20 protein-coding genes are annotated in these 24,875 nt (G+C 72.8%); 13 read left to right on the forward strand and 7 right to left on the reverse strand.

Translation table 11 applies throughout. From position 1 onward, the window contains the following. Positions 1-21 precede the first annotated feature (21 nt). The 4 genes from eccCa (at position 22) to ACIBD9_RS01950 (ending at position 7,009) form a co-directional block, all read left to right on the forward strand. Positions 22-4,005, forward strand: coding sequence for a type VII secretion protein EccCa (gene eccCa / locus ACIBD9_RS01935; RefSeq protein WP_396713652.1), 3,984 nt, complete (start codon positions 22-24; stop codon positions 4,003-4,005). A 74-nt stretch (positions 4,006-4,079) separates the two neighbouring features. Continuing rightward, the gene (gene mycP, locus ACIBD9_RS01940) at positions 4,080-5,420 is read left to right on the forward strand and encodes a type VII secretion-associated serine protease mycosin (protein WP_396713654.1); all 1,341 of its coding nucleotides are present in this window, start codon (positions 4,080-4,082) and stop codon (positions 5,418-5,420) included. A 52-nt stretch (positions 5,421-5,472) separates the two neighbouring features. Further along, complete coding sequence (locus ACIBD9_RS01945) at positions 5,473-6,264, forward strand: phosphatase PAP2 family protein (RefSeq protein WP_396713656.1); 792 nt, start codon at positions 5,473-5,475, stop codon at positions 6,262-6,264. 37 nt (positions 6,265-6,301) lie between these two features. After that, complete coding sequence (locus ACIBD9_RS01950) at positions 6,302-7,009, forward strand: phosphatase PAP2 family protein (protein WP_396713658.1); 708 nt, start codon at positions 6,302-6,304, stop codon at positions 7,007-7,009. A 19-nt stretch (positions 7,010-7,028) separates the two neighbouring features. Here the strand turns inward: ACIBD9_RS01950 and ACIBD9_RS01955 are convergent, their stop codons facing one another. The 6 genes from ACIBD9_RS01955 to ACIBD9_RS01980 form a co-directional block, all read right to left on the reverse strand. Beyond that, positions 7,029-8,207: a MarP family serine protease gene (locus ACIBD9_RS01955; RefSeq protein ID WP_387173648.1), complete on the reverse strand. Its 1,179-nt coding sequence runs from the start codon at positions 8,205-8,207 to the stop codon at positions 7,029-7,031. Positions 8,208-8,270: 63 nt separating this feature from the next. Continuing rightward, the gene (locus tag ACIBD9_RS01960; protein ID WP_387173650.1) at positions 8,271-8,963 is read right to left on the reverse strand and encodes an NUDIX hydrolase; all 693 of its coding nucleotides are present in this window, start codon (positions 8,961-8,963) and stop codon (positions 8,271-8,273) included. Next, a complete protein-coding gene (locus ACIBD9_RS01965; protein ID WP_396713661.1) occupies positions 8,960-9,751 on the reverse strand; it encodes a redoxin domain-containing protein in 792 nt (263 codons plus the stop codon). Before ACIBD9_RS01965 ends, ACIBD9_RS01960 begins: the two co-directional genes overlap by 4 nt. Further along, a complete protein-coding gene (gene nth / locus ACIBD9_RS01970) occupies positions 9,748-10,536 on the reverse strand; it encodes an endonuclease III (protein WP_396713663.1) in 789 nt (262 codons plus the stop codon). The genes ACIBD9_RS01965 and nth overlap by 4 nt, the downstream gene beginning before the upstream one ends. Positions 10,537-10,577: 41 nt before the next feature. Beyond that, positions 10,578-11,756 carry a CapA family protein gene (locus tag ACIBD9_RS01975; protein WP_396713665.1) on the reverse strand — a complete coding sequence of 393 codons (1,179 nt, stop codon included), beginning with the start codon at positions 11,754-11,756 and terminating at the stop codon, positions 10,578-10,580. Between the two features lie 11 nt (positions 11,757-11,767). Continuing rightward, the gene (locus tag ACIBD9_RS01980) at positions 11,768-12,475 is read right to left on the reverse strand and encodes an adenosylcobinamide amidohydrolase (RefSeq protein WP_396713667.1); all 708 of its coding nucleotides are present in this window, start codon (positions 12,473-12,475) and stop codon (positions 11,768-11,770) included. 143 nt (positions 12,476-12,618) lie between these two features. On the opposite strand from ACIBD9_RS01980, the gene ACIBD9_RS01985 reads away from it, so the two are divergent. The 9 genes from ACIBD9_RS01985 to ACIBD9_RS02025 all read left to right on the forward strand — a co-directional run bounded on the left by ACIBD9_RS01985 (position 12,619) and on the right by ACIBD9_RS02025 (position 23,772). Further along, positions 12,619-13,296, forward strand: coding sequence for a Crp/Fnr family transcriptional regulator (locus ACIBD9_RS01985; protein WP_007466162.1), 678 nt, complete (start codon positions 12,619-12,621; stop codon positions 13,294-13,296). 111 nt (positions 13,297-13,407) lie between these two features. Continuing rightward, positions 13,408-14,151, forward strand: coding sequence for a metallophosphoesterase family protein (locus ACIBD9_RS01990; RefSeq protein WP_396713669.1), 744 nt, complete (start codon positions 13,408-13,410; stop codon positions 14,149-14,151). A 403-nt stretch (positions 14,152-14,554) separates the two neighbouring features. Next, complete coding sequence (locus tag ACIBD9_RS01995; protein WP_396713671.1) at positions 14,555-15,160, forward strand: TetR/AcrR family transcriptional regulator; 606 nt, start codon at positions 14,555-14,557, stop codon at positions 15,158-15,160. A gap of 37 nt (positions 15,161-15,197) precedes the next feature. Next, positions 15,198-15,995, forward strand: coding sequence for a TIGR03084 family metal-binding protein (locus tag ACIBD9_RS02000; protein WP_396713673.1), 798 nt, complete (start codon positions 15,198-15,200; stop codon positions 15,993-15,995). Next, positions 15,992-17,656 (forward strand): acyclic terpene utilization AtuA family protein, encoded by a 1,665-nt coding sequence (locus ACIBD9_RS02005; RefSeq protein ID WP_396713675.1) that lies wholly within the window; start codon positions 15,992-15,994, stop codon positions 17,654-17,656. Before ACIBD9_RS02000 ends, ACIBD9_RS02005 begins: the two co-directional genes overlap by 4 nt. Next, positions 17,653-18,849: an acyl-CoA dehydrogenase family protein gene (locus ACIBD9_RS02010; RefSeq protein ID WP_396713677.1), complete on the forward strand. Its 1,197-nt coding sequence runs from the start codon at positions 17,653-17,655 to the stop codon at positions 18,847-18,849. The genes ACIBD9_RS02005 and ACIBD9_RS02010 overlap by 4 nt, the downstream gene beginning before the upstream one ends. A gap of 55 nt (positions 18,850-18,904) precedes the next feature. Further along, complete coding sequence (locus tag ACIBD9_RS02015) at positions 18,905-20,506, forward strand: acyl-CoA carboxylase subunit beta (RefSeq protein WP_396713679.1); 1,602 nt, start codon at positions 18,905-18,907, stop codon at positions 20,504-20,506. 69 nt (positions 20,507-20,575) lie between these two features. Then, the gene (locus ACIBD9_RS02020) at positions 20,576-22,612 is read left to right on the forward strand and encodes an acetyl/propionyl/methylcrotonyl-CoA carboxylase subunit alpha (RefSeq protein WP_396713680.1); all 2,037 of its coding nucleotides are present in this window, start codon (positions 20,576-20,578) and stop codon (positions 22,610-22,612) included. Further along, positions 22,609-23,772: an acyl-CoA dehydrogenase family protein gene (locus tag ACIBD9_RS02025; RefSeq protein ID WP_396713682.1), complete on the forward strand. Its 1,164-nt coding sequence runs from the start codon at positions 22,609-22,611 to the stop codon at positions 23,770-23,772. Before ACIBD9_RS02020 ends, ACIBD9_RS02025 begins: the two co-directional genes overlap by 4 nt. A 138-nt stretch (positions 23,773-23,910) precedes the next feature. Here ACIBD9_RS02025 and ACIBD9_RS02030 read toward each other — a convergent pair whose 3' ends face one another. Then, entirely contained in the window at positions 23,911-24,831 is a 921-nt protein-coding gene (locus ACIBD9_RS02030; protein ID WP_396713684.1) for a hypothetical protein, read from the reverse strand. Positions 24,832-24,875: the final 44 nt, after the last annotated feature.

The raw sequence follows: 24,875 nt of genomic DNA on the forward strand, positions 1-24,875 counted from the left end.
CCAGCGCTGTCAGGAGGCCGAGTGTCCACCGTCGTCATCAAGCGCCCACCGCGCCGACCAGCACCGGAGATTCCCGCCGGTGAGCTGTCGGTCGAGGCACCGCCGGAGATCCCCGTGGTGACCGGCGGACGGTGGCAGCAGATGCTCATGCTGCTGCCCATGCTCGGCGGCACGGTGGCGATGGCGATGATGTTCGGCCGGGGCGGCGGCGCCTACTCGTACGTGGTGGGCGGCATGTTCGGGCTCTCCTCGCTGGCGATGCTTGTGACGTCCTGGGGCAGCGCTTCCGGCACCCCGAAGAAGTCCGAGATGATGGCCGCCCGCAGGGAGTACCTGCGCCACCTGGCCACGCTGCGGCGACGGGTCCGGCGGACCGCGGGCCAGCAACGGGCCGGGCTCTACTACCGGCACCCGGATCCGGGCCGGCTCTGGTCGACGGTGGACAGCCACCGGGTCTGGGAGCGGCGTCCCGCCGACCCGGACTTCGCGGTGGTGCGGGTCGCCGTCGGGCCGCAGACCCTGGCCACCCCGCTCGTTCCACCGGTCACCCGGCCGCTGGAGGAGCTCGAGCCGATGACCGCCGGCGCGTTACGCCGCTTCCTGGACGCGTACTCCGTGGTGCCGGACCTGCCGGTGGCGCTGTCGCTGCGCAGCTTCGCCCGGGTGCACGTGCGACCCGCCGGCCGCAGCCGGGCGACCACCCCGACCACCGGCGGGCCACCCACCGGCGACCCGGCGGCGCAGGCGCTGGTCCGGGCCGTGCTGACCCAGCTGGCGGTCTTCCACGCCCCCGACGAACTGCTCGTCGCGGTGTGCGCCGGCCCGGAACGCCGCGCCTGCTGGGAGTGGGTGAAGTGGCTCCCGCACGCCCACCATCCCAGCCGCACCGACACGCTCGGCCCGGTACGGCTGGTCACCAGCTCCGCCGCCGAACTGGAGTCGCTGCTGGCCGACGTGCTGGCCACCCGGTCCCGGTTCAGCCCGGCCGGCCCGGCCACCGACGGCCCGCACGTGGTGGTGGTCCTCGACGGCGGCGACCTGACGGGTGCCACCGACCTGACCGGCGACGGCGGCATCGACGCGGTCACCGTGCTGGACCTGGACACCCCGCCGCCCCGACTGCTGGATCGGTACGCGCTGCTGCTCGAGTTGCACGGCCGGCGGCTGCACTCGTGGTCGTCCGATGGGCACGCCGAGGTGGGCACCGTCGACCAGTTGGACCTGGCCGACGCCGAGGCGGTCGCCCGACGGTTGGCGCCGCTGCGGCTCGCCGGCACGGCACGCGGGCCGGACGCCCCACTCCAGGCCGACCTGGGCCTTCCCGAGCTGCTCGGTCTCGGTGACCCGGAGAGCTTCACGGCGGAACAGGGCTGGCTGCCGCGTTCGGCACGGGACCGGCTGCGGGTACCGATCGGGGTGGGCGTGGACGGCGGCGCCATCGAGCTGGACCTCAAGGAGTCCGCCCAGGACGGCATGGGCCCCCACGGCCTGCTGATCGGGGCGACCGGCTCGGGCAAGTCCGAGCTGCTCCGCACGCTGGTGCTGGGGCTCGCCGCCACGCACAGCTCCGAGCAGCTCAACTTCGTGCTCGTCGACTTCAAGGGTGGCGCCACCTTCACCTCGTTCGACCGGCTGCCGCACACCGCGGCCGTGATCACCAACCTGGCCGACGCGTTGCCCCTGGTCGATCGCATGGTGGACGCGATCAACGGGGAGTTGGTCCGTCGTCAGGAGCTGCTGCGGCGCGCCGGCAACTTCGCCAGCGTCCGCGACTACGAGCGGGCCCGGGCGGCCGGCAGCCCCCTCGCACCGCTGCCGTCGTTGCTGCTGATCTGCGACGAGTTCTCAGAACTGCTCTCCGCCAAGCCCGACTTCATCGACCTGTTCGTGCAGATCGGCCGGCTGGGCCGGTCGCTCGGCGTGCACCTGCTGCTCGCCAGCCAACGCCTGGAGGAGGGCCGGCTGCGCGGGTTGGACACCCACCTCTCGTACCGGATCGGGTTGCGCACCTTCTCGGCGCTGGAGTCCCGGACGGTGCTCGGCGTGGCGGACGCGCACGAGCTGCCCCGCTCGCCCGGCCACGGCTACCTGCGCGCCGGCACCGACCCGCTGGCCCGTTTCAAGGCCGCGTACGTCTCCGGTGCCGTCCGCCGTCGGGCCGTGCCGGGCGGGGTCGCCGCCGAGGGGGGCGCGCGACTGCTCACCTTCACCACCCACGTCGTACCGGTGCCCGAGCCGGCAGCCCCGGTCGCGCCCGTCGTGTCGGAGGAGGAGGGCAGCAGGACGCTGCTCGACCTGCTGGTGGACCGGCTCGTCGGGCAGGGCCCGCCGGCGCACCAGGTCTGGCTTCCGCCGCTGGGTCAACCGCCGGCGCTGGACGAGCTGCTCGGTCCGGTCGAGGTGCACCCGAAGCGCGGTCTCACCGTGGGCAACCCGGAGCTGCACGGCGCGCTCGGCGTGCCGATGGCGGTCGTGGACAAACCGTTGGAACAGCGCCGGGACCTGCTCTGGCTGGCGCTGGACGGCGCCGCCGGGCACGTCGCGGTGGTCGGTGCGCCGCAGAGCGGCAAGTCCACCGCCCTGCGCACGCTGATCTGCGCGCTGGCGCTCACCCACACACCGGCCGAGGTGCAGGTCTACTGCCTCGACTTCGGTGGCGGCGGGCTGGCCGCGCTACGCGACCTGCCGCACGTGGGCGGGGTCACCGGTCGCGCCGACCCGACCGCCGTACGACGCACCGTCGGCGAGATGACCACCCTGCTGGTCGACCGGGAACGCCGCTTCGCAGAGTTGGGCGTGGAGTCGATGGCCGCGTACCGGCAGCGCCGAGCGGCGGCGGGGACGGTTGGCCAGCTGGGCGCCGACCCGTACGGCGACGTGTTCCTGGTGATCGACGGGTGGAGCACCATCCGCGGCGAGTACGACGACCTGGAGCCACTCGTCACCGACCTGGCCACCCGGGGGCTGTCGTACGGGCTGCACGTGGTCGCCACCGCGCTGCGCTGGCTGGATTTCCGGCCGGCGATCCGGGACCTGTTCGGCTCCCGGCTGGAGCTGCGCCTCGGTGACCCGGCCGACTCGCTGGTGGCCCGGCGCGCCGCCGCGAACGTGCCCGAGCGCTCCGGCCGGGGGGTGACCGCGGAGGGCCTGCACTTCCTCACCGCGCTGCCCCAGCTCGGTGCCGCCAGCGGGGACACCGCCGACCTGGTCAAGCGGGCCGCCGACGGGTGGGCGGGTCCCCCGGCGCCCCGGGTGCGGCTGCTCCCGCCGGTGCTGCCGTACGCCGATTTGGACCTCACCTCGACGTCCGGGCTGCGGCTGCCGATCGGGATCGCGGAGGCGGACCTGCGCCCGGTGCTGCTCGACTTCGCCACCGAGCCACACTTCGTGGTCTTCGGGGACTCGGAGTGCGGCAAGTCGTCGTTCCTGCGCGCGCTGGCCACGTCGATCATCACCCGGTTCACTCCCGAGCAGGCCCGGGTGATCCTCGTCGACTACCGGCGCAGCCTGCTCGGCGCCATCGAGACGCCACACCTGATCGGGTACGGCACCGCCGCGGCACACACCGCCGACCTGGTCGAGTCGGCCGCCGGCTACCTGGAGCGGCGGGCCCCCGGGCCGGAGGTCACCCCGCAGCAACTGCGGGACCGGTCCTGGTGGTCCGGGCCGGAGCTGTTCGTGCTGGTGGACGACTACGACCTGGTGGCGGCGGGGCCGGCGAACCCGTTGCGGGCACTGGAGGAACACCTGCCGCACGCACGGGACATCGGGCTGCACCTGGTGCTGGCCCGGCGGTCCGGTGGGGCGGGCCGCGCACAGTACGAGCCGATCGTGCAGCGTCTGCGGGAGCTGTCCACCGCCGGCCTGGTGATGGCGGGCAGCCCCGAGGAGGGTGCACTCGTCGGGCCGGTCCGACCCGGACCGCTGCCGCCGGGGCGTGGTCGGCTGGTCACCCGGCGGGAGGGCGTACGCCTCGTTCAGCTGGCACAACTGCCACCGCCATGACCTGACTCGCCGGTTCTTCCCGTGACGGGTGGGGAAACCGGTAATCTCCGATCGTCATGGTTCCGTCGGGATGAATGGCTGGGGATGTGACTGGGGTGCGGTACAGCGGTCCGTCAGCGGCCCGACGAGCGACCGGCCGGGCGCTGCTCGGCGTGGCCGCGGCGCTCGCCGTCGTGGCCCCGACCGCGGCAGCCGTGCCCGTCGCCGCGCCCACGAACGGCGGACAGCTCGCCGGCGCGCCGATGGCGTTCGCCCCCGGTGACACGATCGCCCGCACCGACCAGGTCCGCGACGAGCAGTGGCAGCTCGACGAGTTGCAGGCCGAGACGGCGTGGCGCAGCTCGACCGGCCGGGGCGTGACAGTGGCGGTGGTCGACTCCGGAGTGGACGGCACGCACCCCGATCTGGTCGGCCAGGTGCTGCCCGGCAAGGATCTGGTCGGTCCCGGCGGCGCTCCGGGCCCGGACCCGGTGGGTCACGGCACCACGGTCGCCGGCCTGATCGCCGGGCGCAGCGACGACAAGCGGGGCGTGGTCGGCCTCGCACCGGACGCCCGGATCCTGCCGGTCCGCGTGCTCGACGAGGAGAACCGCTACGACGACGCGCTGATCGTCGCGCAGGGCGTCCGCTGGGCTGTCGACAACGGCGCCCGCGTGATCAACCTGTCGCTGGGCGGCAGCGGCGACAGCCCGGCCCTGGCCGCCGCCCTGGACTACGCGTTCGTCCGGGACGTCGTCGTGGTCGCCTGCACCGGAAACCTGGCAACCTCCACCAGCACCAAGGTCTGGTACCCGGCTCGGGAGCCGGGCGTGCTCGCGGTCGCCGGCCTCGAACGCAGCAGCGACAACCTGTGGTCCGGCTCGATCACCGGCCGGGCGACGGTGCTCACCGCTCCCGCCAGCGGGCTGGTCGGCGCCAAGCCCCCCGGCGGGTACTGGCGGGTGCAGGGCACCAGCTTCGCCGCCCCACTGGTGGCCGCGACCGCCGCGCTGGTCCGCTCCCGCTATCCGCAGATGCCCGCGGGTGAGGTGGTCAACCGGTTGCTGGCCACCGCCCGGGACCTGGGCCCCACCGGGCGCGACGACCGCTTCGGGTACGGGGTGGTCGACCCGGTGGCCGCGTTGACCGCCCAGGTGCCGCCGGTGACCACCAACCCGCTCGACGACCAGACGTCGCCGGGCGTGACCGGTTTCGGTCCGGCGCCCGGCTCGGTCGACGACGGTCCGGTGGCCGGTGCCGGCAGCGACCCACTCGGTCTCGCCGCGTCCGGTCAGCAGAGCCGGTGGACGGCTCGGGCGGCGGGCGGACAGGACACGTCCGCGCCGGAGCAACTGTGGACCACTGTCGTACTCCTCGTCGCTCTGGTCGGCGGTGCGGCCCTGATGGTCCGCCGGCTCCGCCAGCGGACCCGTTGATCACCGCCGGCCGGTAGGCCTGACCCGCCGCCCGGCCGGGTAGAACGGACCCATGAGTACGCACCGGCCGCCCGTCCTCGCCCCCACCGGCCAGCCGTCCTGGCGGCACCGCCGATTCGACCCGGACCACGCGCTGGGGTTGCGGCTCACGCTCGCCGCGACGGCGGCCTTCCTGGTGCTGGTGCCCTTCGCGCTGCTCACACTGCTGGTGCTCGGTGCCTGGGCACCGCTGCACCGGCTGGACACGGCGGTCACCGACGCGCTGCACGGCTACGCGCAGGACCACCCGGCCTGGGTCGTGCTGATGCGGGTCTGGACCGAGGTGTTCGCACCGATGCCGCTGCGTGCCGTCGCCCTGCTCCTGGTGGTCTGGCTGCTGCGTCGGGGAGCCCGCCGGCTGGCCCTCTGGGCGACCACCACCATGGTCGTCGGCGGGTTGATCGGTCCGCTGCTCAAGCTGCTGGTCGGCCGGGACCGGCCGGAGTTGCTGGACCCGGTGGCCCGGGCCGCCGGTTACTCCTTCCCCTCCGGGCACGCGCTGAACGCCACCCTGGCCGCCGGGGTGCTGCTGCTGGTGCTCCTTCCGTACGCGGGGCGGGGGGCGGCGCGGGCCGCGCTCTGGGTCGCGGCGGTGCTGCTCACCGTGGTGACCGGGCTGAGCCGGGTGGCGCTCGGCGTGCACTTCACAAGCGACGTGGTGGGTGGGTGGCTGCTCGGTGTGGCGGTGGTCGCGGCTACCACCGCCGCGTTCACCAGTTGGCGGGCACACACCGGTCTCCGGCCGGTCCGGCCGACCCGCGACGGCGTCGCGCCCGAAGTCGAGCGGCACCCGGGAGCGGCCTGAGGAGTGACGACGAGGCCCGGCGGGTACTGGCCCACCCATGTCCGAGACCGTGGTCCAGATCGTCCGGCGGGTGCTGCTGCCGGTGTCCGTCCTGCTCGGGCTCATGGTGCTGCTCGGGGTGCTGGTCACCCGGGTGTTCGCCCGGACCTGGCCGTTCACCGCGGAGGACGCGGTGAACCGGGAACTGGCCGCCGAGCGCACCGGCGACTGGAACAACATCTCGCTGGTGTTCAGCACGCTGGCCAGCACCCAGATGATCGTCGTGGTCACCGTGTTGGTGGCGTTGGCGCTGCGGCTCTGGCTGAAGCGTTGGCGCGAGCCGCTGTTCCTGTGCGCGGCGGTGACCGCCCAGGCGCTGGTGTTCCTGCTGACCACGCTGGCGATCGACCGGCGGCGGCCGGCGGTGGAACACATGGACGTCTCGCCACCGACGTCGAGCTTTCCGTCCGGGCACACCTCGGCGGCAGTGGCGCTCTACGTCGGCATCGCCGTGCTGATGGCGCTGCGGGCACGGAGCACCGGCGCGAAGGTCGCCTGGTGGACGCTGCTGCTGATGGTGCCGCTGGGGGTGGCTCTGACCCGGATGTACCGGGGTATGCACCACCCGAGCGACGTGGTGGCGTCCTTCCTCAACGGCGGCACGTGCGTCGCGATCATGGCCCGCGCCGTGCTGGACCGAGGGCTGCGGTGGGGCCGGGCGAAGCTGCCGACCACCGGGCGCCGCCCCCTGCCGGCCCAGAGCTGAGCCGACCTCGCGGCGACGCTCAGGTGCACTCGCCGGTGCCGACCTGCCGGTTGCGTTCGGCCCCGGCCAACGCCACCGGGCGGGCCTCGGCCGCCGTCACCGCGAAGCCGGTGTTCGGGTCGTCGGACGCCGCCGCGAAGATCACGCCGAGCACCAGGCCGTTGGCGGAGAGCAGCGGGCCACCCGAGTTGCCGCTGCGCACCAGCGCTCGAATCGTGTAGATCTCCCGGGTCACGTCTGTGGAGGAGTAGATGTCTGGGCCCTTGATCCGGTCGACGTCCCGGACCCGCGCCGACTGCGCGTTGTACGGGCCGTCGAGCGGGAAGCCGAGCACGATGGCGTCGGAACCGCTGCCCGCGTTGCCGGCGGCGAACCGCAGGGACGGCCCGGGCAGCCCGGGCACGAGCAGCACCGCCAGGTCCCGGTTCGGGTCGTAGACCACCACCTTGCCGTCGTACCGCTCGCCGCCCAACTCCACGGCGACCGAGCGGGTGCCGGCCACGACGTGCGCGTTGGTCATCACCCGGTCGTCCGCGTACACGAAGCCAGAACCCTCGATCCGGCGTGAGCAGCTCGGCGCGGACCCGAGCACCTTGACGACCGACTGCTGACCGCTGACCACCACCTGCGAGCCGGCCAGCGCCGGGTCCGGCGGGTCGACCTGCCGGGCCCGGGTGGGTGCGAGGTCACCGAAGACGTCCGGGAACCCGTCGGTGTCGACGGTGTCCTCCAGCGCCGTGGACAACTGCTGGGCCTGCTCGGGCAGGACCTGGTTGACCACCGTGATCAACGCGCTGTTGCGGACCGAGGCGGCGAGCCAGGGCACCGAGGACGAGCCGAGCGGCACGGCGACCAGCCAGGCGAGCAGGAGCACCGCGAACAGCGAGACGAACGCCCCACCGACGTCGTCGATCCGTTTGCCCACGTCGCTGGTGATCGTCTTACGCAGGTGCGAGCCGAGCCAACCGGCGAGTGCCTGCCCGACCACCGCCAGCCCGAAGATGGCCACGAGCGAGATCAGCACGCGGGTGCCGGCGTCCACGAACTGTCTGGCGAACAGCGGCCCGAGCTGGAGACCCAGCAGCAGACCCAGGAAGAAGCCGGACAACGACGTGACGCCGATGACGAAGCCCTGGCGGTATCCGCTGATCGCGAACACGAGCATGAGCAGCAGCAGGACGAGATCCACGACGGACACGGGTCAAGCGTACGGGCAGTGTGCCCGCCGGATGACCATCGCTTGCGGATGGTGACCGCGCGGTCAGCGTAGGGCGTTCTCGTCAGCCTCGTCGGTGCCGGCGGACGGGGCCGGGGTCGCCCCGGTCGGCGGAAGCTCCACCACCCGGCCACGCGACCACGGGCGGGCCCAGCCGCCCATCTCGAGCAGGGTGGCGAGCACGCCGGCGGTGAAGCCCCAGACGAGCATCCCGCGCGCCGAGAACGCCGGCCCGATCCAGCCACTCGGGTGGCGGACCCGCAGTCGGTTGGCCGGGTCGACCAGCTCGCTGACCGGCAGGCGGGCGACGTGTGCCACCTCGGCCGGCTCCCGGGGGTGCACCGGGTGCGGGTCGTGCCACCAGGCCAGCACCGGCGTGACCACGAAGTCGCTGACCGGAATCCACAGCTTCGGCAGCTCGGCCAGCACGGTCACGCTGGCCGGATCGAGGCCTACCTCCTCGTTCGCCTCGCGCAGGGCGGTGGCGCGGACGTCGACGTCCTCCGGGTCGGCCGCGCCCCCGGGAAAGGCCGGCTGGCCGGCGTGGTTGCGCAGGGTGGCGGCGCGTTGCAGGACCAGCACGTCGGGACCCGCGCCGGGTTGCTCGCCGAGCAGCACCAGCACCGCGCTCTCCCGACCGCCCTCGGCCGGGGTGGTCAGCCGGGTGAAGTCCTCGGCGCGGGCGGTGCCGAGCCGGGTCAGCAACGGCTCGATCCACTCGGGTGGCCGACGGGTCACGCCGACACCGCCAGGCCGAGGTGCTGGCGGACCAGCTCGGCGAGCTTGGCGTCGTCGAGAGCGCCGCTCGCGTCGATGTGCCGGACCTGACCGTCGGCGCCGACGAAGAGGGTCAGCGGAATGGCGTTGCGCTTCAACTCGCGCTGGAGCGCCTCACCCTGGTCGACAAGCATCGGGAACCGGACCCCGAAGTCCTCACCGATGGACTGGGCGCCGCTGCGGCTGTCCCGGCTGTTGACCCCGACCACCTGGAGCTGACCGGCGGCCCGCTCGCTCAGGCGTTGGAAAGCGGGCAACTCCTTGCGGCACGGCGGGCACCAGGAGGCCCACACGTTGATCACCGCCGGCCCGGCCACGTTCCGCAGCACGACGGGGGCGCCGCCGGTGAAGCAGGAGAGAGTCAGCTCCGGCAGCGCCGACCCGCCACCGGCGCGGGCCGTCGGACCGGACGTACCGGAAGCCGCAGTGTCGGGCGAAGCAGGGGACGCGGAGGTCGCCGTCCCGGAGCCGGGGGAAGCGGAGGTCGCCGTCCCGGAGCCGGGGGAAGCGGAGGTCGCCGTCCCGGAGCCGGGGGTCGCCGAGCCGGAGCCGGGGGACGCGGGGGTCGCCGAGCCAGAGCCGGGGGACGCGGCCGCGGGTGCCGTGCTCAGCGCGGCGCAGTCCCGGAACGGGGATGGACGCTCGGCTGCGGCCGGGCGGGGGGCTGGCTCGTCGTCGGCCGTGCCGCTGGTGCAACCGGTGACGGCCAGCAGCAGCGGCAGGACGGCAAGGGCGAGGCGGCGGTTCACGGCACCTCCGCCGTGATCGCCTGCGCCGGCACCAACTCCGGGTCGACCCCGGCGGCCACCGCGAGGTCGCGCGCCCGAGGGCCCTTGAGCAGCTTGGCGGCGGACGCCGGCTCGGTCGGGCCGGTGCCGTACGAAGGGCAGAGCTTCGCGAGGGTGCATGCCCCGCAGGCCGGTTTACGGGCGTGGCAGACCCGTCGCCCGTGGAAGATGATCCGGTGCGAGAGCATGGTCCAGTCGCGCTTGTCGTACAACGCGCCGATCGCGTGCTCGATCTTGACCGGGTCGGTCTCGGTGGTCAGCCGCCACCGGTGGACCAGCCGCTGGAAGTGCGTGTCGACGGTGATGCCCGGGACGTCGAAGGCGTTGCCGAGGATCACGTTGGCGGTCTTGCGGCCGATGCCGGGGAGCGTCACCAGATCGACGAGGCGGCCCGGGACCCGGCCGTCGTACCGGTCGAGGAGGGCCTGACCGAGCTTGAGCAGCGAGTCGGTCTTGTTGCGGTAGAAGCCGGTGGGCCGGATCAGCTCCTCCATCTCGCCCCGGTCGGCGCCGGCGTACGCGGCAGCGCTCGGATAGCGGGCGAAGAGCTTCGGGGTGACCTCGTTGACCTTCTTGTCCGTGCACTGCGCGGACAGGATCGTCGCGACGGCCAGCTCCAGAGCGTTGGAGTGGTCCAGCTCACAATGCGCGTCGGGGTGCGTCTCGGTCAGTACCCGGCCGATCTTGCGGGCGCGGCGTTTGCGCCCGAGATCGGTCTCGCTGGCACCGGGAGGGCTACTGGTCACGACGGTCAGCCTACGTCGCACCCCGGACGGTCCTGCTCGGGTCAGCCGCCGGTTGGCGGCGAGATCTTCCCCTGCCCGTCGAGCCGAGCGCCGCCCTTCGGGAAGTCGGCGCGGCTCAACTCGGTGACCAGGCCCAGGCCCCGGTCGTCCGGGTCCATCGTCGGCTTGCCGGCGGAGTTCATGTACGTCGAGGTGAACGAGCCGCCGGCCCAGCCGCCGTCCGGCTTGAGCGACACCTTCAGCACCCCGCCCCAGCCGAGGCGACCGTCGTTGCTCAGCGAGTTGCCGCCGCCGGCGAAGTTGCCCAGGCTGTACGCGATCAGTCGCCCCTGGTAGAACTCCATCCCGCGCAGCACGTGCGGGCCGTGCCCGACGATCAGGTCGGCGCCTGCGTCGATCATGGCGTGCGAGAACTTCACCGGGTCGCCCCGGTTCTCGCCCAGGAAGATCTCGGTGCCCGGCTTCACCCGGGTCTTGTCGGCACCCTCGCCGCCCATGTGCACCTGCACCACGACCAGATCGGCCATGGTGGCCGCCTTGGCGACCACCGCCTTCGCCTTGGCGATGTCGACGAGGCTGTTGGACCAGACGTACGACGAGAAGCCGGCGACGGCGACCTTGACGCCCTTGACGTCGACCACGGTGATCTCGTCCGGTGCGCCGGTGTGCTCCAGGTCGTACTTCTGCAGTGCCTTCTGGGTGTTCTCGTAGCCCTTGGGCCCGTAGTCGTAGCCGTGGTTGTTGGCCTGGTTGAGCACGTCGAAGCCGGCGTCGCGCAGGTGCGCGGCGTACTCCGGCGGGGCCCGGAACTGGAAGCAGCGGGTGGAGTTGGCCCCGCACTTGCCGGTGCCGGTGTCGACGGTCAGCGGCTCCTCCAGGTTGCCCATCACCAGATCGGCCTTGAGCGCCTCGGTGACCGAGTTGAAGAAGCCCTTACCGCCGGCGGCGGGCAGCCGACTGGGCGCGTTGCCCATGATGATGTCGCCGGTGGCGGAGAGCGAGATCGCGCCACCCTGACCGGAGGATGCCGGCGCGGTGGTCTTCGGGCCGGCCGTGGAGACCGGCGCACCGGTGCCACCACCTCCCGCGCCGGGCTGCCAGACGGGTGCCTCACCACCGGAGTCGGCGCAGCCGGCCACGAGGAGGGCGGCCAGCAGCGCGGCGAGGCCGAGGGCGACGCGGCGACGCGGGCGGGACGCGAGGGAGGCGGGAGCGTACATCGCCCGCGACCCTACCGGTCGTTAAACCCGCCAACGACAGCCGATCGGGTGGACTTTGCGCTCCTGAGCTGCTCAGACCACGGCACGACCGGCCGAGCACCGCCGGCGAGCACCGCCGCGTGCACCGCTCGGGCGAGCGGAGCGCCCCAGGTGGAGCGCGGCCCGCCGTACGCGGCCTCCGGCCCGTCCACCGGGCAGAGCACGGTGACCGCGTCGGTGGGCGTGCCGGTCCCCGGCACCCCCAGCTCGGTGATCGCCTGGCTCTTCGCCTCGGTCGCGGTGGCCACCGCGTTGACCAGTGCGGAGTCGGCGAGCCGGGCCGGCACGTACACCACGATGTTGACCGTGCCGACGCGTGGGGTGAGCGCGGTCAGCGTCGGCGCGGCCGCGGGCACCGGCGTGCCGAGCCCGACCGTCACCCAGGCCCGCACCCCGGTGTCGGTCCGGGCCACCATCTCGGTCACATCGACGCCGGTCAGCAGACCTACCCCGGGCCCGTCGAGGGCCAGCTCAGCGGCGAGCGAGGCCAGGTGCGCCGCGGGGTCCTCCCGGTCGTACGACATCGGTACGGTCGCGTTCAGTACCCACCGCCGCACCCCGATGCCACCGCCCAGAGGGCCACTGCTGACCGCCCGCAGAGGCACGTCCGCGCGCCAGACGAGCAGCGGAACGTTCCGCCCGTCTTCGGCACGGCTGGTCAGAATCGGCTCGCTCAGCACGTCGGGCAGGTTACGCCCACCGATCAAGATTCCAGGGGCGACCTCTGATTCATGCTCACGTGCGCCTAGACTTGGCGGCGCGCGAGGGGATCAGCGGACGGCGGCCCCGGCCGACGGACGGCACGCGCAACCGGAGGTGCGCAATGGACGAGGTACTGGCCCGCAGCGGGATCTTCCAGGGTGTTGACCCGGAAGCTGCCGAGGCGCTTGCCAAGGAGATGGAGACGATCGAAGTCCGTAAGGGCGAGATCGTCTTCAATGAGGGCGAGCCCGGTGACAGCCTCTACATCCTGCTGTCCGGGAAGATCAAGGTTGGTCGCCGCGCGGCGGACGGCCGACAGAACCTGATCGCGGTGATGGGGCCGTCGGACATGGTCGGTGAGCTGTCGCTCTTCGACCCGGGTCCGCGTACGGCGACCGCCACCGCGGTGACCGACACCCGGCTGGTGCGGCTGCGTAAGCAGGCGCTGCGGCCGTGGCTCAACAACCGCCCGGAGATCGCCGAGCAGTTGCTCCGGGTGCTCGCCCGGCGGCTGCGCCGGACCAACGACTCGCTCGCCGACCTGATCTTCACGGACGTGCCGGGCCGGGTCGCCAAGAACCTGCTTCAGATGGCGGGTCGCTTCGGCACCCGCGACGGCGGCGTTCTGCGGGTGACCCACGACCTCACCCAGGAGGAGATCGCCCAGCTCGTCGGCGCCTCCCGGGAGACCGTCAACAAGGCGCTGGCCGATTTCGCGTCGCGCGGCTGGCTACGGCTGGACGGCAAGAGCATCATCATCCTGGACCCGGAGCGCCTGGCCCGTCGCGCCCGCGTCTGAGCAGCACCAAACGTCCCCGCCTGCCGTCACCGACGGTAGGCGGGGACGTTTGCCATCTGCCTGGCGCAGAATCGCTGGCTTTGAGGCGGTGCTGGCGGTGAGGCTGGGGCCATGGTGAACCGTGTTGCCGTGCTCTCCGACATCCATGGCGTCCTGCCGGCGCTGGAGGCCGTACTGGCCGAGCCGGACGTCGCCGCCGCCGACCTGATCGTGCTCACCGGTGACATCGCCGCCGGCCCGCAACCGGTCGAGGTGCTGGACGTACTCGCCGACCTCGGCGACCGGGTGTGCTGGGTGGGCGGCAATGCCGACCGCGAACTGGTTGAGGCCCGGGCCGGCCGCCCGGCCTCCATCGAGGTGTCGAACTGGGCCGCCGGGCAGCTACGCGACGACCAGGTGGCCCGGCTCGCCGCGCTGCCGGCGACGGCGACGCTGGAGATCGACGGCCTCGGGCCGACGCTGTTCTGTCACGCGACACCCCGCGATGACGAGGAGGTGGTGCTCGTCGACTCCCGGATGGCGCGCTGGGCGGAGGTGTTCGACGGTCTTCCGGCCGAGGTTTCCACGGTGGTCTGCGGCCACACGCACATGCCCTTCACCCGGTTGGTCGACCGGCGCCTGGTGGTCAACCCGGGCAGCATCGGCATGCCGTACGGGGGCGCGGGCGCGTGGTGGGCGCTGCTCGGGCCGGGCGTCCAGCTGCGCCGCACCGCCTTCGACGTGGACGCGGCCTGTGCCCGGGCGGCGGCGGAGTCGACCTTCCCCGACGCCGCCGCCTGGGCCGACGAGTACCTGCGCTCCCAGCACAGCGACGCCGACGCGCTGGCCGTCTTCGGCCCCCGCGACGGCCGCTGAGGGGCAGCCCGACCAGCGCTGGGGCGGCAACCCGACCGACGCTGGGGGCGGCAACCCGACCGCCCCTGGGGCGCGGCAACCTGACCGACGCTGGGGCGGCAGCCGGGATACGGGTTAGGAGCCTTTGGAGCTGAATCGTTTGCGGCATCAGCCGTAGCTGATCGGCGGGCGAGGTCGACGGATGAGTCCAGCAGGTGCGGTCGAGGGGCAGGGCCGAGGGGCAGGGCCGAAGGGCGATTCGTTTGTGACATCAGCTCCGAAGGGAGACCAGCGCACCCGAAGCACCTCGTGCGCCGCCGCCACACCATCACCGCCCCACCGCGAGCCCCGCCACCAACCGGAGGGCCACCATCTAGAAAAAGTCAGTCTTGACTGTTTGTTTCGTAGGGCCCAGGCTGTCCCCGTGCCCACCGCATCGACGCGTGTCCCTCAGCAGGAACGCAGCCGCGCCACCCAGGCCCGGCTGCTGGAGGCGACCGTCGACTGCCTGATCGAGCACGGCTGGTCTGGCACCACGACCACCGTCGTCGCGGCGCGGGCCGGTGTCTCGCGGGGGGCTCAGCTGCACCATTACCCGACGAAGGCGGCGCTGGTGACGGCCGCCGTGGGGCATCTGGCCGAGCGGCGGGCCGACGAGTTGCGCACCGAGGCCGAGGCGCTGCCGACTGGACCACAGCGGTTGGACCGGGTGGTCGACCTGCTCGCCGTGGCGTTCACCGGGCCGTTGTTCGTGGCCGCGCTCGAGCTCTGGGTCGCCGCCCGCACCGACCGGGAGCTCCGGGACGCCCTGGTGCCGCTGGAGGCGACGGTCGGGCGGGAGATGCACCAGCTCACCGTCGTCCTGCTCGGGGTCGACGAGCGCCGACCCGGCGTCCGCGAAGCGGTACAGGCCACGCTCGATCTGCTCCGCGGGCTCGGGGTGGCCAACCTGCTCAGCGACGACTCCGCCCGCCGGGCCGCCCTGTTGACCACCTGGAAGCGCCAGCTCGCCACCCTGCTCACGCCCTGACCGCCGGCCGCACCGGCCACCACCGACCGGAGGCACCATGGTCGACCTCAGCGACCTGCTCACGGACCTGGCCGACGAGTCCGCCCAGCTGGACACCCTGGTGGCCCCACTGCCCGTGGCCGACTGGGCGAGGCCGACCCCCGCCCCGGGCTGGAGCATCGGGCATCAGATCGCCCACCTCGCCTGGACCGACCACGTCGCGCTGTTGGCCGCGACCGACCCCGAGGCGTTCTACGCGACGGTGACCGCCGCGCCGGACGTGACCCGACTCGTCGACGTCGGCGCCGAGGAGTTCCTCGCCCCGCCGGCTGAACTGCTCGCCCGTTGGCGCGCCGGGCGAACGGCGCTCGCCGAGGCGCTGGCCGCCGTTCCGGCCGGCGGCAAGCTGCCCTGGTACGGGACCCGGATGTCGGCCACCTCGATGGCCACCGCCCGGATCATGGAGACCTGGGCGCACGGCGCAGACGTGGCCGACGCCCTCGACGTGGTCCGCCCCGACAGCGACCGACTTCGGCACATCGCGCACCTGGGTGTGCGTACCCTCGGGCACGGCTTCGCCGCGCACGGCCGGGAGGCACCGACGGCGCCGGTCCGGGTCGAGCTGGTCGGGCCCGGCGGCGACACCTGGAGTTGGGGTCCGGCGGACGCCGCCGACCGGGTCACCGGCCCGGCTCGGGACTTCTGCCTGCTGGTCACCCAGCGTCGACACCGCGCGGACCTCGCGCTGGTCGCCACCGGGCCGGTCGCCGACGAATGGCTCGACGTGGCTCAGGCCTTCGCCGGACCGCCGGGTGACGGCCGGTTGCCGGCCGGCCGGAACGGGGTACGGGCATGATCCGCATCGGCAACGCCTCCGGCTTCTACGGCGACCGGTTCACGGCCTGGCGGGAGATGCTCGACGGCGGTGAGCTGGACGTGCTGACCGGCGACTACCTGGCCGAGTTGACCATGCTGATCCTCGCCCGGGACCGCCTGCGCGACCCCGACCTGGGCTACGCGAAGACGTTCCTGCGACAGCTGGAGACCTGCCTCGGCACCGCCCTCGACCGGGGCGTACGGATCGTGACGAACGCCGGTGGACTGAACCCCGCCGGCCTGGCCGCCGCCATCGAGAAGCTCGCCGACCGGCTCGGCCTGCCGGCCCGGGTCGGGTATGTCGAGGGCGACACGATCCAGCGGCCGGACGCGTTGAGCGCGAACGCCTACCTCGGCGCGTTCGGGATCGCCGCCTGCCTCGACGCCGGTGCGGACGTGGTGGTCACCGGCCGGGTCACCGACGCGTCGCTGGTGGTCGGGCCGGCCATCGCCCGCTACGGCTGGGGCCGCGACGACCTCGAGGAGTTGGCCGGGGCCACCGTCGCGGGGCACCTCGTCGAGTGCGGGGCACAGGTCACCGGCGGCAACTTCAGCTTCTTCACCGAACTGCCCGACGGCGGTCACCGGCCCGGGTTCCCGATCGCCGAGGTGTACGCCGACGGCTCATCGGTGCTCACCAAGCATCCCGGCACCGGCGGCGCGGTCACCGTGGAGACGGTCACCGCCCAACTGCTCTACGAGATCGGTGGGCCGTCGTACCTCGGGCCGGACGTGGTCACCCGACTGGACACGGTGACGCTGAACCCCGACGGGCCGGACCGGGTCCGGGTCTCCGGCGTACGGGGCGCGCTGCCACCGCCCACGCTCAAGGTGGGCGTCAACAACCTCGGCGGCTTCCGCAACTCGATGACGTTCGTCCTCTGCGGGCTGGACATCGAGGCGAAGGCGGCCCTGGTCCGGGGCCAGGTCGAGGAGGCTGTGGGCAAGGACGGGCTGGAGTTCACGCTGGCCCGAACCGACCATCCGGACGCCGCCGACACCGAGGCGGCCAGCGCCCTGCTGCACGTACACCTACGGGACGGCGACAAGGCGCGGGCCGGGCGGGCCTTCTCGGCCGCCGCGGTGGAGCTGGCCCTGGCCTCGTACCCGGGCTGCACGCTGACCACCCTGCCCGGTGACGCGACACCGTACGGCGTCTTCACCGCCGACGCGGTGCCGCAGGACGCGGTGGCGCACGTCGCGGTGCTGCCCGGCGGCGAGCGGGTGCCGATCGCCCCGCCGATCGGCACCTCCCCCGCTCCGAAGGATGAGACGGCGCCGGGCAGCGGGGTGCCGGTCGAGGGTCCGACCCGTCGCGGCGTGCTCGGCGAGGTGGTCGGCGCGCGCTCCGGGGACAAGGGCGGAGACGCCAACCTCGGGGTCTGGGCGCGCTCCGACGCCGGGTACGCGTGGCTGCGGACCTGGTTGACCGTCGAACGGCTGGCCGAACTGCTGCCGGAGACCGCGTCGCTGCCGGTGCGGCGCTACGAGTTGTCGAACCTGCGCGCGGTCAACTTCGTGATCGAGGGCCTGCTCGGCGCGGGGGTGGCCGCGTCCACCCGGTTCGACCCGCAGGCCAAGGCGCTCGGCGAACTGCTGCGCGCCCGGATCGTCGACCTCCCGACAGGAGCGGCGCAGTGAGCATCGTGGACACCCCGGAGCGTCGGCAACTGCGCGAGCTGACCCGGGCGTTCGTGACCCGGGAGGTGCTGCCGCACCTGGACGACTGGGAGCGGGCCGGTGAGGTGCCCCGGGCGCTGCACGCGACCGCCGCGAAGCTCGGCCTGCTCGGCGTCGGCTTCCCGGAGTCGGTCGGTGGCAGCGGCGGTGACCTGCTCGACTCGATCATCGTGACCGAGGAGCTGATCCGCTCCGGTGGCTCGTCCGGGCTGGTGGCGGCCCTGTTCACCCACGGGATCGCGTTGCCGCACATGGTCGCGGCGGCCGGTGCCCGTACCGGTGGCTCGCTGGGCGGTCGGCTCGGCGGTGTCTCGTCCCCGGGGGACGACAGCCTGATCGAGCGGTACGTCCGGCCCACCCTTTCCGGCACGATGATCGGCGCGCTGGCCATCACCGAGCCGGACGGCGGTTCGGACGTGGCAGGCATCCGCACGACCGCCCGCCGCGACGGCGACCACTACGTGGTGAACGGCTCGAAGACGTACATCACCAGCGGGCACCGGGCCGACTTCGTGACCACCGCGGTGTGTACCGACTTCCCCGGCAGCGGTGAACTGACCCTGCTTGTCATCGACAAGGGGTCGCCCGGGTTCACCGTGGGCCGCCGGTTGGAGAAGCTGGGCTGGCACTGCTCGGACACCGCCGAGCTGTCCTTCGCGGACGTCCGGGTGCCGGTCACCAACCGGATCGGCGCGGAGAACACCGGCTTTCTGGCGATCATGCAGCACTTCGCGGCGGAGCGGCTCTCGCTGGCGACCCAGGCGTACGCGACCGCGCAGCGCTGCGTCGAGCTGGCGGTCCGCTGGTGCCGGGACCGGGAGACCTTCGGTCGTCCGCTGGCCAGCCGGCAGCTGATCCGACACCGGTTGGCCGAGATGCACACGCGGGCCGAGGCGGCCCGGTCGTACGTGCACGGGGTCGCGGGCCGGGTCGCGGCCGGTGAGCCGGTGGTGACCGAGGTGGCGATGGCGAAGAACGTGGCGGTGGCCGCCTGCGACCACGTCGTCGACCAGGCGTTGCAGTTGCACGGCGGCTTCGGCTACCTGCGCGACGCCGAGGTGGAGCGGCACTACCGCGACGCCCGGATCCTCGGCATCGGCGGCGGCACCACCGAGATCATGAACGAGATCATCGCGAAGGGCATGGGCCTGTGAGCGCGAGGAGTGAGCCGGGTCTGCGAGCCCCGCAGTCGCGAACGAAGGAGGCACGGTGACCACCCTGGACAGCGCGGTCGACCCGTCCGCGCCCTCGTATCTGGCGAACCGGGCGGCGTTGCTGGAGCGGCTGGCCGAGTTGGACGCCGCGCTGGACCAGGCGCGGGCCGGCGGCGGCGACAAGTACGTGACCCGGCACCACGCCCGCGGCAAGCTGCTCCCCCGGGAGCGGATCGAGCTGCTGGTGGACGCCGACAGCCCCTTCCTGGAGTTGTCGCCGGTCGCCGCGTACGGCTCGGACTTCCCTGTCGGGGCCAGCGTGGTCACCGGCATCGGGGTGGTCGAGGGGGTGGAGTGCCTGATCGTCGCGAACGACCCGACGGTACGCGGCGGCGCGGTCAACCCGTGGTCGCTCGCGAAGACCCGACGGGCCGGCGAGATCGCCCTGGCCAACCGGCTGCCCATGGTCAATCTGGTCGAGTCGGCCGGGGCGGACCTGCCCACCCAGGCGGAGATCTTCATCCCAGGGGGTCGGGTGTTCCGTGACCTCACCCGGCTCTCGGCGGCCGGCATCCCCACGGTCAGCGTGGTCTTCGGCAACGCCACGGCCGGTGGCGCGTACGTGCCGGGGATGTCCGACCACGTGATCATGATTCGGGACCGGTCGCAGGTCTATCTGGCCGGTCCGCCGCTGGTGAAGATGGCGACCGGTGAGGTCACCGACGACGAGTCGTTGGGTGGCGCGGCGATGCACGCCGGCACGTCCGGGCTCGCCGACTACCTGGCCGCCGACGAGCGGGACGGCATCCGGCTGGCCCGGCAGTGCGTCCGCCGGTTGAACTGGCGCAAGCAGGGCCCGTCGCCGCGTACGGCGGTGCCGCAGCCGCCGAAGTACGACCCGGAGGAACTGCTCGGCATCACCAGCGCCGACCTGAAGGTGCCGTTCGACCCCCGGGAGGTGCTGGCCCGGATCCTCGACGGCAGCGACTTCGACGAGTTCAAGCCGGCGTACGGGGACGCGCTGGTCACCGGTTGGGGCGAACTGCACGGCTACCCGGTGGGTGTGCTGGCCAACGCCCGAGGGGTGCTGTTCAGCGCGGAGGCGCAGAAGGCGGCGCAGTTCATCCAGCTCGCGAACGCCTCGGACACCCCGCTGATCTTCTTGCAGAACACCACCGGCTACATGGTCGGCACCGAGTACGAGCAGCGCGGCATCATCAAGCACGGTGCCCTGATGATCAACGCGGTGTCGAACTCGACGGTGCCGCACCTGACGGTGAACCTGGGCGCCTCGTACGGGGCCGGCAACTACGGCATGTGCGGCCGGGCGTACGAGCCGAGGTTCCTGTTCACCTGGCCGAACGCGAAGTCGGCGGTGATGGGCCCGGCGCAGCTGGCGGGGGTGCTGTCGATCGTGGCCCGACAGGCGGCTGCCGCCCGGGGGCGCGACTACGACGAGGACTCCGACGCGGCGATGCGGATGATGGTCGAGCAGCAGATCGAGTCGCAGTCCGGCGCGCTCTTCCTCTCCGGCCGGCTCTACGACGACGGGGTGATCGACCCTCGGGACACCCGGACCGTCCTCGGGCTCTGCCTCTCGGCGATCCACAACGGACCGGTGAAGGGCGCCGACGGCTTCGGCGTCTTCCGGATGTAGGCCGTGAGCGCGAGGAACGCAGCGAAGCGGAGTCCCGCAGTCGCGAACGAAAGGCAGGCTCAGGGCACCATGATCAACAGACTGCTCGTGGCCAACCGGGGCGAGATCGCCCGCCGGGTCTTCGCCACCTGCCGAGCGATGGGCGTGCAGACCGTCGCCGTGCACTCCGACGCGGACGCCGACGCGCCGTTCGTCGCCGAGGCCGACCAGGCGGTCCGGCTGCCGGGTGCCACGCCGGCCGAGACGTACCTGCGCGCCGACCTGATCCTGGACGCGGCCCTGCGCAGCGGCGCGGACGCCGTCCACCCCGGCTACGGGTTCCTCGCCGAGAACGCGGAGTTCGCGGCGGCGGTGACCGACGCCGGTCTGACCTGGGTCGGGCCGCCGGCCAAGGTGATCGCCGCGATGGGCGACAAGCTGGCGGCGAAGGCGCTGCTCGCCGAGGCGGGCGTGCCGATGCTGCCGAGCTGGACCGACACCGACGACGTCGCGGACTTCCCGGTGCTGGTGAAGGCGTCCGCCGGCGGTGGTGGCCGGGGCATGCGGATCGTCCGGGCCGCCGACGAACTGGCCGAGGCGGTCGCCTCCGCACGCCGCGAGGCGGCTGCGGCGTTCGGCGACGGCACGGTCTTCATCGAGCGGTACGTCGAGCGCGGCCGGCACGTCGAGGTGCAGATCTTCGGCGACACCCACGGAAACGTGCACGTGCTCGGCGTCCGGGAGTGCTCGATCCAGCGCCGGCACCAGAAGATCATCGAAGAGGCTCCGGGTGATCTCCCGCCGGGGCTGCATGATCGGCTGCACGAGACGGCCATGGCTGCCGGGCGGGCGGTCGACTACGTGGGGGCCGGCACGGTCGAGTTCCTGCTGGCACCGACAGGCGAGTTCTTCTTTCTGGAGATGAACACCCGACTCCAGGTGGAGCACCCCGTCACCGAGTTGGTCACTCCGGTCGGGCTGGACCTGGTCCGGATGCAGTTGCTGGTGGCCGAGGGCGCCCCGCTGCCCGCACATCACCACTACCCGGCCACACGCGGCTACGCGATCGAGGTACGGCTGTGCGCCGAGGAGCCGGCGCAGGGCTGGCGGCCCGCGACCGGCACCCTGCACCGCTTCGACGTGCCCGGGGTGGACCGCGAGTTCGGTTGGATCCAGCGGGCGGGCCTGCGGCTCGACTCCGGCGTGGTGGCTGGGTCGGTGGTGGGGGTGCACTACGACTCGCTGCTCGCCAAGGTGATCGCGGTGGCACCGACCCGGGCCGAGGCGGCTCGGGCCCTGGCGGGTGCCCTGGCTCGGGCCGAGCTGCACGGGGTGGCCACCAACCGCGATCTGCTGGTCCGGGTGCTGCGCAGCCCGGAGTTCGCGGCGGCTGAGGTCGACACCGGCTTCCTGGACCGGCACCCGGAGGTCTTCACCCCACTCCTTCCCGCCGACCAGGTCCCACTCACCGCCCTCGCCGCCGCGTTGGCGGGCGCCGCGCACCGCCGGGCGACCGCACCGGTGCTTGCCGGGCTCCCCTCCGGTTGGCGCAACGTGCCGGCGGTCCCGCAGGTCAGCCGGTTCGTCGGGCCGGACGGCGACGAGATCGAGATCCGCTACCGCCTGGACCGGACCGGCCGGCTCGCCGACTGGTCCAGCTCGTCAGCGGCCGAGGACTCGGCCGAGCGGCGGGCAGCGACCGACACCGCCGGGTCGGCGGGTGAGCCCACCGTTGCGCTGGTCGAGGCCACCCCGGACCGGGTGGTGCTCGACGTCGACGGGGTTCGGCGCGCGTACCGCGTACACCGGGTGGGATCGGCTGTCTTCGTGGACGGCCCGGACGGGGCGGCGAGCCTGGCCGAGCTGCCGCGTCTCCCGCTGCCCACCGCGGCGGTGGCGGCCGGGTCGCTGCTCGCGCCGCTGCCCGGCGCGGTGACCCGGGTACACGTCCAGGTCGGCCAGCGGGTCGCCGCCGGTGATCCGTTGCTCACCCTGGAAGCGATGAAGCTGGAACATCCCGTGCTCGCCCCGATCGACGGCGTGGTCGCCGACCTGCCGGTGCCGGCCGGTGGTCAGGTGCAGACGGGCGCCGTGCTGGCCGTTATCGAAGAAGAGGACGCCCGATGACCCTCGACCTCACCCCTGAGCAGGACCAACTGCGGGACGCCGTGCGGGCGTTGGGTCGCCGCTACGGCCATGGTTACTTCGTCGAGAAGGCGAGGGCCGGCGAACACACCACCGAACTCTGGGCGGAGGCCGGGCGGCTCGGCTACCTGGGGGTCAACATCCCCACCGAGTACGGCGGCGGGGGCGGTGGCATCACCGAGCTGGCCATCGTCTGCGAGGAGTTGGCGGCGGCGGGTTGCCCGCTCCTGCTGCTGGTGGTCTCCACCGCCATCGCGGCGACAGTCCTCAACCGGCACGGCACCGAGGAGCAGCGCAAAAAGCACCTGCCGGGCCTCGCCGACGGCTCCCAGAAGATCGTCTTTGCGATCACAGAGCCGGAGGCCGGCTCCAACTTCCACCGGCTCGGCACGGTGGCTCGCCGCGACGGCGACGGCTGGCTGCTGAACGGCCGCAAGTGCTACATCTCCGGGGTCGACGAGGCCGGTCACGTGCTGGTGGTGGCCCGTACCGAGGATTCCTCCACCGGCAAGCTGAAGCCGGCGCTGTTCCTGGTGCCGACCGACGCGGCCGGGTTGACCCGGTCCAAGCTGGACATGGAGATCGTGTCTCCGGAGAACCAGTTCCTGCTCTACCTGGACGACGTGCGGGTGCCCGCCGACGCGCTGCTCGGTGAGTCCCTGGACGCCGGGCTGCCGGCGCTCTTCGCCGGGCTCAACCCGGAGCGGATCACGGTGGCCGCGATGGGCGCCGGCACCGGCCGGTACGCCATCGAGCGGGCCAGTGAGTACACCGCCACCCGCAAGGTCTGGGGTGGTCGGAGCATCGGCTCCCACCAGGGGGTGTCGCATCCGTTGGCACACGCGGCCGTGCAGGTGGAGCTGGCCCGCCTCATGATCCAGAAGGCGGCCACCCTGTACGACGCCGGCCGCGACCTGGAGGCCGGGGTGGCCGGCAACATGGCCAAGTACGCGGCCGGGGAGGCCGCCGCGCTCGCCGTGGACACCGCCGTCCAGGTGCTCGGCGGGGCCGGCATGACCACCGAGTACGGGGTGGCGACCCTGCTGGGCGCGGTCCGGGCCGGCCGGATCGCCCCGGTCAGCCGCGAGATGATCCTCAACTTCGTGGCCCAACACGTCCTGGGCCAGGACAAGTCGTACTGAGCCTGGCCAGCGCGCCCGAGGGTTGATCGACTCGGCTTCCTGGATTCCGGGGTGTCCGAGAGCCAGTGACACCCCGATTTCCAGGAAGCCGAGTCGATCAGCCGCTGAGCCGCGTGACGGGCGGCCTCCTCACGCGCCTTATGTGCCCGACCGCTCCCGCTGGTTCAGGATCGCCACGGCCACCGCGAAGAGCAGCGCGGGCACCAGCACCAGGGTCAGCCACTGCGCCAGGGTGAGCGCATCGAGGACACCGTCGTGGGTGGAACGCTCCAGGAACGTCCCCGTGGTGCCGAGCCCCACTCGGGTGAGCACCAACGTGACGCCCACCGGAACAACAAGCGCGAGCAGGCGTCGCCGCAGCACCGCCGGCGTCGACAGGATGACAAGGGCGAAGAGCAGGTATCCCGCAGTCAGCAGGATCGCCTCGATTCGGCCGACGCCGACGGTGAAGATCCACGTGCCGTAAACGGGAGTCGTCGAGTCATCAGCACCAGTCACCTGGGCGATGCTCGGAGCACCGACGCTGACCAGCGTCGCCGCCGCCAGCGTGCCGAGCCGCCAGCGCGCGAGGAAAGCCGTCGCGGAACGGGGAGCACGGACGGCGAGCACCAGCGGAACCATCGCGGCGAGCACGGCGGGCCAGAGATTGCGCACCGTGGAATATTGCCCGTAATCCTCGGCGACCCGCATCACCTCGAACGCCGCGCAACAGACGGCGATCGCGGCTGCTGCCCGGCCCCACCCGAACACGGCCGACACCGCCACGGTGAGCCACAGCAGCGCCACGAAACCGACCGGCCAGAGGACGAACGGTTCTCCTAACCCCTCGGGATAGCTGTCCGCGAACATGGCGAGGTGCACCACCGGAACGCGCGCATCCCGCACGAACAACATCAACGCGGCGATCAGGCCGAGCGCCTGTGCCGCCTCCCGCCACGCATCGCCCGAGAATCGCGCACCAGCCTGGCGGACATGCGCGTGTAACGCGCCGCCGAGCAGGGCGACCACGTCTCGCGCCGCAGGCCTGCGTTGGCCTGGGGCCGCGTCGTCCAGCAGCACCCCGATCAGCTCGTCCTCGTACTGCCGACGGTAGGCGCGGGGAT

The sequence above is a fragment of the Micromonospora sp. NPDC050784 genome (genome assembly GCF_044456765.1).
Lineage (GTDB): Bacteria > Actinomycetota > Actinomycetes > Mycobacteriales > Micromonosporaceae > Micromonospora > Micromonospora foliorum.